The 8,264-nt window shown below is 45.2% G+C and carries 7 protein-coding genes; all 7 read right to left on the reverse strand.

Annotated features, from left to right (window positions below; translation table 11 throughout):
• Positions 1-242: 242 nt before the first annotated feature.
• Complete coding sequence (locus tag KUL49_RS18905) at positions 243-2,690, reverse strand: S8 family serine peptidase (protein ID WP_131138270.1); 2,448 nt, start codon at positions 2,688-2,690, stop codon at positions 243-245.
• Positions 2,691-2,913: 223 nt separating this feature from the next.
• Positions 2,914-3,456 carry a hypothetical protein gene (locus KUL49_RS18910; protein WP_014977495.1) on the reverse strand — a complete coding sequence of 181 codons (543 nt, stop codon included), beginning with the start codon at positions 3,454-3,456 and terminating at the stop codon, positions 2,914-2,916.
• Positions 3,457-3,564: 108 nt separating this feature from the next.
• Positions 3,565-4,182: an ankyrin repeat domain-containing protein gene (locus KUL49_RS18915; RefSeq protein ID WP_131138271.1), complete on the reverse strand. Its 618-nt coding sequence runs from the start codon at positions 4,180-4,182 to the stop codon at positions 3,565-3,567.
• 150 nt (positions 4,183-4,332) lie between these two features.
• Positions 4,333-5,889, reverse strand: a complete 1,557-nt coding sequence (locus KUL49_RS18920) for a catalase (protein ID WP_131138275.1) — start codon at positions 5,887-5,889, stop codon at positions 4,333-4,335.
• A gap of 56 nt (positions 5,890-5,945) precedes the next feature.
• Positions 5,946-6,122 (reverse strand): hypothetical protein, encoded by a 177-nt coding sequence (locus KUL49_RS20880; protein ID WP_155279885.1) that lies wholly within the window; start codon positions 6,120-6,122, stop codon positions 5,946-5,948.
• Positions 6,123-6,395: 273 nt separating this feature from the next.
• On the reverse strand, positions 6,396-7,748 hold the full coding sequence (locus KUL49_RS18925; RefSeq protein ID WP_131138272.1) for an alkaline phosphatase PhoX: 1,353 nt from the start codon (positions 7,746-7,748) through the stop codon (positions 6,396-6,398).
• 431 nt (positions 7,749-8,179) lie between these two features.
• Positions 8,180-8,264: hypothetical protein (locus KUL49_RS21550; protein WP_131138255.1), on the reverse strand; the 85-nt coding region annotated here is incomplete at its 5' end.

Here is an 8,264-nt window from a genome sequence, read left to right on the forward strand (position 1 = left end):
CATTCCCCCCTACCATATTCCATATTCCATATTCCATATTCCATATTCAGCGAATGCTGGTTGCAGTATTTAAAGCGCTAAACAAAAAAGAGGGGCCTTACTTCAGCCCCCCCTCTCTAAAAAGTGTGCGAGGGCCGGTTGTGGCATTCAAAACCCTCAGCAGCAGGGATGCTGCTGTGGAGCGCCCATGGATGGGTTTACCGCGTGTTTTGAATGTTACAACCGGCCCTCGCCTCAAAGGACTAAAGTTCTGCGTATTGCGTTAGGATAAACGCGGCTTCGCCTCTTGATACCCCATTTTGTGGATTAAAGAAGGCTTTAAGCGTAGGCTGTAGGTCAAATGGGCCTTGCTCTACTTTTACTTCTACCTGCATTAGCCCTGCAGCCAGTGCTTGTTGAACATAGCCGCGATACTCAGGAGCAATCGCATCGGTGTCTTCAACTTCCACCGCTTCACCAAGAACAATTGCGATAACCTTTTGATAGTCAAAGCTTTGCGCTGCATCTTCAAGACCTAATGCTTGAACCATTGAGTACGCCATTTCTTCTTTGCTCACCTGCATGTTGCTACCAAAGAAGTCACCATCAGCTTGCATTACGGGCTGCGTATTCATCTCTAAATCTCCCAACACCGCACCTGTCGCTGTCGCAGAGTTTACCGCTGCAGCATTTTCTGCACTCACATCGGTGTAGTTAACTGTGTTACCGTCGTTTGTTTGACGAAGGTTTGCACTAAGCGCCAACGTATCAGCAAGCTCTACACGAGTTAGTGGTGCGTCTGGCGCAAACCCACTTTCTTTTGCATCCATTAGCTCATTAGCAACGACGTATTCAATGAAAGGTTTAGCGGGATGACCTACTGCATCATCAATACCGGTGTAACCTGATGTGACTAACAAGCGAATATTCACATCGTTAGTGCCAGGGATACCCACACCGTTTGTAACACCTAGTGGGTCAACTGACACACCACTAATGCTACCAATTCCGCGGCTATATAGTTTCCATGTACCCGGCATACCCGGCGCAGCTGTGCCAACAGAAGAACCTAAAACAGGTAGGCCGATACCAGAGCCATAACGGTTGCCTGCCGGGTCTTCTAGTACGAACGCTGTTGCCGTTTCAATTGACGCGCTCGCCACCACCATAGATACGTCAGACGTTACTTCAAACTCTTCTACAGGTGACTCACCTACGGGTAGGTAAGTCGTAGGTAGCGTAAAGCTATCGCCTTCAGCAACATTAGCAAATGCGTTAAATTCGCGATTTTTCTTCACGGTATCGCCGAATACTTCTTCACCTTCAAGCACTGCAGTTACCGCAGCATAAGCGTTAACATAACCAGCGCCCACTTCCCACTCGTCCATACCAGCCATTGGTGTTGCGGTTTCCTGAAGAATACGCTTCACATCTTCCCACTGAAGGTTTGGATTTGCTTCTAGCATTAGTGCAACAATACCAGACACGTGCGGCGCAGCCATTGAAGTACCGCTAGACACGGTATAAAACGGTAGGTGTTGTGGTTCAATCATTTCCGCGTCGTCAGCTGCACTTAAACCGCCTAGGCTAGACAGTGATGCACGAGCAGAAATAACGTCTACACCTGGCGCCGTTACGGTAGGACGGTCTTCCCACGTGAACACTTCACCATCAACAACCGCTTGTCCGCCTTTTCCGTCGACACCGCGAGAACTAAAGTCAGCTAGCTCGCCTTGCTTGTTGCCCGCAGCCACTGTAATTACCCAAGGTGCTTTTTTGAAGTTACCGGTAATTGTCGATTCGCCTGGGCCTGAGTTACCTGCCGAGAACACGGTAATAATACCGTTGTCTGCCAGAGCTTTAGTCACAACGTTTGTTGGATCATCTGGATTAAATTCTGTACCCACATCGCCAGTGTTACCGAACGAGTTAGAAATAACACGAATGTTGTAATCGAACTGGTGTGTTAACGCGTAGTCGAAGCCACCGATCGTATCTAAAATGAATAGACCTGCGCCCGAGCCATAACCGATGATGTCTGCACCGGGTGCTACACCTGCATGCAAGCCACCGCTCTTGGCGCCATTACCGCCTACTGTGCCTGCCACATGCGTTCCGTGACCGCCTAAAATATCGGTGTTAGATACGTTTTCTTGGTATGTAATCGGTAAAATGCCGCTGTAGCTGTTTAAGTTTACTTGCGCTAAGACGTTTTGAACTACGTGATCAGGGAATGCTAAATCACCGTGTGTGCCGTCAACACCCGAGTCGTTTACTACTACACCAATGCCTTTACCTGATACCGGCATGCCATTTATGCGAATGTCACGGTCAGCCTGTAGTGCCTGCACACCCGTGATTTGGGTAGACTCATGGTTTTCTAGTTCTAGTGGATCGTTGTTCCACACTGACACCACTTCATCGCGTTGATAAAGCGCTTCAACTTGCTGTTTGTTGGCTAACACACCAACAATAGGCACGTTACGAAGGCTAACACCTCCAGTGATACCTAACGATTCAAGTGCTGTAATTTGTTCTGTTGTGGCAGGTCCCTTACCTTCAAATGTAACAATAACTTGTTGTAGTTCTAGTGGCGAAGCCGCAAGCGCATCAGCCAATGTTTTATCGAAAGTTTTTGCATTCACCATGCTCGCTGGTAGGGCACAAGCAATAGCTACTGATAATACTGTTTTGTTATTAAGGAACTTCATAATACACCTCTCTTTGAGTACCCCTTGAGTATTTAACAACCAAAGAAGCAAAACTATGGGGAGTTCCCCCTATTCGATGTAATTTATAAAAGCGTTGAAAAAGCAGAAACTTAAAAAGAAAAAAGCCCTCACAAAAGGAGGGCTAAAAACACCAACTATCGAGAAACATAGATATGTTGGAGGGAACGAACGAGGTACCAGAAACACATTAACTTAAAAAGGATTACTGTTTGCGCTTTCTCATTGAAGTAAACGCAAACAGAATTAGCATCGCAGTGGCAAAAGAAGCAGGTTCACTCACTTGAGTTGAGCCATTATTAGATTCAACAGTTTTAACTACTTGAAACAAGCCACCCGCACAGCGGTCGCCACCGTCAAAGAAAACACAGGTGTCTGTTTCGCCTAGACCGGCTAAACCTGAGCTAATAGTGAATTCGTAGGGAACGCTTGAATCTTCAATGTAGAACTCAAATCCTTCACCGCTTTCATCACCAAACACACCATTATTTAAATCAACTACTGCAAATTCAGCGATGTCTTCTTCTAGAATGTTGTAAGAGACGTTATCGAACTTTAACTGAAAGAAAAACGATAGCCATGTATTCATATTGAACTGGGTTTCGTTTTCATCAAAGGTGATTTGCCCAATTAAGCTGGTTTGGTCAGCTTCGTCACCTAACACTAATCGTGTGAAATCATAGGTAATTACGCCAGCGAAAGAAGGCATAGAAAACAGAACGAATACAGCGGCAATTAATGACTTCATAGTAAACCCACTTCTAAATTCTTATGGGCTTAGTATTGAACTTAATGCATTGAATACAAATAGGGAGTTCCCCCTAGTTGTATTCAATGCTATCTAATATGACGTGGTTTAATTAGCGTTTTGTTCGCGTAGTACTTTTGCTAGTTCGTAATTACCTTGCGAAAGAGCGATATCCGCTACCGAATTACCCGCTTTATCCATGTGAGCTGGGTTAGCCCCTTTATCGATAAGCGTATCGATAATTTCTTGTCTATCGAAAAGGCTTGCGAACATCAACGCCGTTTGGCCTTGCTCGTTTTCTTCATCTATATCGCAATCGGCAAAAACCAATTGCTTAGCTACACTGACGTGACCTTTAAATATGGCCCCCATAAGTGCGGTGTTTCCGCGGTTGTCTTCTTGACATGGGTTGGCATTAGCTTCGCTGATAAGAAAGTTCACGGTGTCGGTATGCCCATGGTACGCCGCAAGAATAAGTGCGGTGTAGCCTTTTTCATCGGCCACATTAACATCTAAACCGGCTTGATAAAACGCACTCAGCATGGCGCTATCACCTTCCCGCGCTGCATCAAAATAACGTGCTTTCAAGGTCTCCATATTAGGCCTAGTTGCACTTTGTTGAGTATCAGCTTGAGTGGTTGCGTCACTTACCGCACTAGTATAAAAACTGGTGAAGGTGGCAACGACGAACAGTGCTGCCGTAAGTGTTTGCTTTAAAAAAGACATTGTGCCCCCTTACTGGTAAATCTAAATTTGGTTACTACAAAACTGTTTTCAGTAAAGCTGTTACAGAAAGATTGTTAAAGAAGAATTGTTTGAGAAAAATGGGAGTTACTCAACACTGTGATGTAACTCCCAACCCTATTGCTACTTAGCTTATTGCATTAATGCGGTTAGGCTTTCAGCAACTTGCTTTGCTTTAGCTGCACGTGCAGCCTGCTGTTCCATCAAGTCTTTCGCCGTTTGACGAACTTTAGCCATTGGTGCTTTCGCTAGTTTCGCTACGCCTTTGCCGTAGTCTTTATCTGCGTTGTACATATAAGCACTAATAATGACGCGGATTTCTTCTTCAGGTACCGATGCCAGTGCACCACCTAAGTTACTAATTAGGTTTTTCTGACCTTCTTTAGTTAGGTTTCTGAAAAACTCACCCGCTTGCTTGAAGTTCTGTTCTTTGTAGAACGGAATTTGTTGCGTCATACCTGCAAGCGGCTTGCTTGAGTAACGGAACGCTGGATCTTCGTTAAGATCAAGACGTCGACTTGGCTGATAATTGACATCGCGATTAGTACTCGTTGTGCGTAGCTGACCATGTTGCTCGTGGTTATTGATAACCGCATTTTTAGGCGCATTAACTGGAATGCGGTAGGCGTTTACACCTAGGCGATAGCGCTGTGTATCAGCATACGAGAACAAACGACCTTGAAGCATTCTGTCTTCTGACGGCTCAATACCAGGAATTAAATTGCTCGGAGCAAATGCCGCTTGTTCTGTTTCTTCAAAGAAGTTATCTGGAACACGGTTAAGCACTAAGCGACCAATCTTTTTAGCCGGAACTAGCGATTCAGGCCAAATTTTAGTGGTATCAAGTGGGTTAAACGCAAAATCATCCAGTTGCTCAGGCTCTAGCTCTTGTAAATAAAGATCCCAAGACGCTGTTTCACCTTTTTCACCAATTCGCGTGTAGATGTCGGTAGTATGCGGCTGCATATCCATTCCCTGCACTTTCATGGCTTCTTCATTGGTAAAGTTCTTTATTGGCTGGTTCGACTTCCACGTGAACTTCACGTACTTGTAATTACCTTCGTCATCAACAAACTTGAAAGCATGTACACCTGAACCATCCATATTTAGATAGCTTGCCGGTGTGCCGTAGTCAGAGAAAAGCATAGTTAACGTGTGCGTTGACTCTGGTACGTGCGAGAAGAAATCAAAAATGCGCTTAGGCTCTTGCTTGTTCGTTACCGGCGATGGTTTAAATGCATGCACCATATCTGGGAACTTGATTGCATCGCTAATAAAGAAAACCGGGAAGTTGTTGCCGACGAGATCCCAGTTACCTTGTTCAGTGTAAAACTTCACTGCAAAGCCACGCGGGTCGCGCAGCGTCTCAGGTGACAGATGACCATGTACTACCGATGAAAAACGAACAAAAACGTCGGTCTTTTTACCCGCTGATTGAAACGGCGCAGCCAGTGTTTCATCTGAAAGGTCGACCAGGTTTTCATAATACCCATAAACGCCTGTACCACGTGCGTGAACAACGCGCTCAGGAATACGCTCGCGGTCAAATGCCGCTAGCTTTTCAATAAGGTGCGAATCTTGTAGTAAAACCGGTCCCCATGGGCCTGCTGTTTGCGAGTTTTGATTATCGCCTACGGGGGCACCATTTTGACGTGTTAGTGTATCGGCGCTTACGCCTAAGGTAAGCATACCGGCAGCTACGCCGCCTAGGACAAACTTAGTTAACGTTGATTTCATTGAGGTTCTCACAGCTGTACTCCCACATGAAGGTTGGTACGAGGTTTAGGGGCTTTGACTTCTACGCAAACTTGGTCGCCATAATAGTTATCAGCGTAATTGCATTGCGTTCGAATGGGTTGATTAGTTGTGGAGGAAACACGGTGGCTATTCGCCGTTGTTAGCTTTTTTAATAGTGCGCTCATTTGGCTCTCCTTCTTAAGTTGAGAGCATTATCATTAATTGAACAAAACTATTAAAACGGGTTAAAACGATTCAAATAATCAATTTATTTGATTATAAAGATGCTAGCTAATCGAGAAAAGGTATGAAAGTAAGTAAATGATGCGTGACGAAAGAAAGGTTGATAGAAATTTGCAGTTCACACTTGGGGGATAACGGCGCCATTTTAAAGTAATGAGAATAAATGACGCCAGTTTTCTAGATAACCGTAATATCTGGTCTCCAACCTCTGATCTCTAACCTTCAAGCCATGGCCCGGTTATAGCTAAGGTCTTCGTTGGAGAGTAAATATTCACGAAAAGCGTATTGCCGTCGGGCGAGAAACACGCGCCGGCAAGTTCAGTTTGCGCATGGAGCTTAGCAAAGTTATACACTTCTCCATTTGGTGTAACACCGCGTAAGTGATTATCAACAATGTCGGTATATTGGTCTTCGCACACCAATAGATGCCCGTTTGGACATACGGTTAGGTTATCGCCGAAGTTATATAAGTTCTTGTCTTCACTTTCTAAAAATAGCTGAAGCTTGTCTTGTTTACCATCAGCAGAAGGAACAAGTTTCATCACCTGACCGAGCTGCTTTTGGCCACCATTAGTACAGCAAAAATAAAGCTCATTTTCACCCCAATGTATACCTTCACCGCGAGCGAATAAGGCAGCACCTTTTTCATATCCTCTAGCGCGTAGGTCATCGTTCGGGCTTTCTGGATTGTCTAATGCTATCCACTCAACGTCGAACCACGTCGCCAATGGCATAGTTGTGGAACTCCAGTTACGTGTATCAAACTGAAGTTTGTTTTTTACTACCAGGGCTTCTAATTGGCCGCCAGCTGCCAAGTTAGCGTACTCGTTAGGTACAAAGCGATATAGCAAGCTGTCACCCTGATCTTCAGTCAGGTAAACAATGCCTGTTTTGGGGTCAACACATGCCGCTTCATGGTTAAAGCGGCCCATTGCTTTAAGCGGTTTAGCTTCAATCAATGAGTCAGCGCTTGCAGGTACTTCAAAAATGTAGCCGTGGTCTTTATTTACTACATCGCCGTTAGGACCATGAGGTCGGTCTACAGATTCTTCACAGGTTAGCCACGTACCCCAAGGCGTAATACCGCCCGAGCAATTTCTTACCGTTCCAACAAGGCTAATAAACTCTCGCTCTACCGTTTTGGTGTTAAGGTTATACACCATGGTTGTGGTTCCGCCTGGTAAAGCAACCCCACTATGATAGTTGTCGTAGGCTAGCTTGCTAGTATGCTTTTGAATAGACTGTGGCTGAGCGCCTAAATGCTTCGGGTGCAATTCGTGGTTGCGTATAAGCGCCACTTTTTCGCTGGTACCGTCTATGGGTAGACAACCCATGCCATCCGCTCTGTCAGGTACATGCATACCATCAGACATGCTATTTCCAAGACTTGATATAACTTTATAGCTAAAGCCTTTAGGTAAATCGAGCAGCTTTTGAGGGTCGGCGACTAATGCACCATAGCCTTCACTAATCGGCATAGACGCCAAATCCAACTTTTTACCAAAAGCACTGCTAGCTAGGCCACCAAATGCCAAAGAACCCACTAAAAACTGGCGTCGTGTAATCATGAAAATCTCGCAAAACTGATAAACAGAGCATAGTACCCTTTAATTGTTACAGTATCACAACAAAGGGGTTAAATTTCCACTTCTTAGCTTCGTGAATATCTTATACCGTCAGAAGGGAGTGAATGCTGAGCCTTTTTAATTCAGACAACGCATGGTGCGATTCAGGAACTCTTACATAAAAGCGGGGATGGGTTCGCGGCGGGTTACTTCTTCTCCCCCTCAAATGTTTTGATATGCTTCGAGAAGGGAGTGATTGTTGTGCCCTCTGAAACCCTACACCGCATGGACGCGGTGTCGGAGCTCTTACATAAAAGCAAGGATGGCTTTACGGCGTGTTTTTGATGGGGCTTCACTCCCGAAATTCCAAATCGCAGGCATAAAAAAACGCGCACCTAAGTGCGCTTTTTTTGGCTTGTGTTGCTAAGTCTAGATTAGTCTAGGATCTTAGATACAACACCAGCACCTACTGTACGACCACCTTCACGGATTGCGAAACGAAGACCTTCTTCCATCGCA

Source organism: Alteromonas sp. KUL17 (assembly GCF_006538305.1).
In the GTDB taxonomy this organism is placed as follows: Bacteria; Pseudomonadota; Gammaproteobacteria; order Enterobacterales; family Alteromonadaceae; genus Alteromonas; species Alteromonas macleodii.

Coding starts and splice junctions, on each gene's coding strand:
- KUL49_RS18905 (WP_131138270.1), bottom strand. CDS start 2,690: ATGAAGTTCCTTAATAACAAAACAGTATTATCAGTAGCTATTGCTTGT.
- KUL49_RS18910 (WP_014977495.1), bottom strand. CDS start 3,456: ATGAAGTCATTAATTGCCGCTGTATTCGTTCTGTTTTCTATGCCTTCT.
- KUL49_RS18915 (WP_131138271.1), bottom strand. CDS start 4,182: ATGTCTTTTTTAAAGCAAACACTTACGGCAGCACTGTTCGTCGTTGCC.
- KUL49_RS18920 (WP_131138275.1), bottom strand. CDS start 5,889: ATGCTTACCTTAGGCGTAAGCGCCGATACACTAACACGTCAAAATGGT.
- KUL49_RS20880 (WP_155279885.1), bottom strand. CDS start 6,122: ATGAGCGCACTATTAAAAAAGCTAACAACGGCGAATAGCCACCGTGTT.
- KUL49_RS18925 (WP_131138272.1), bottom strand. CDS start 7,748: ATGATTACACGACGCCAGTTTTTAGTGGGTTCTTTGGCATTTGGTGGC.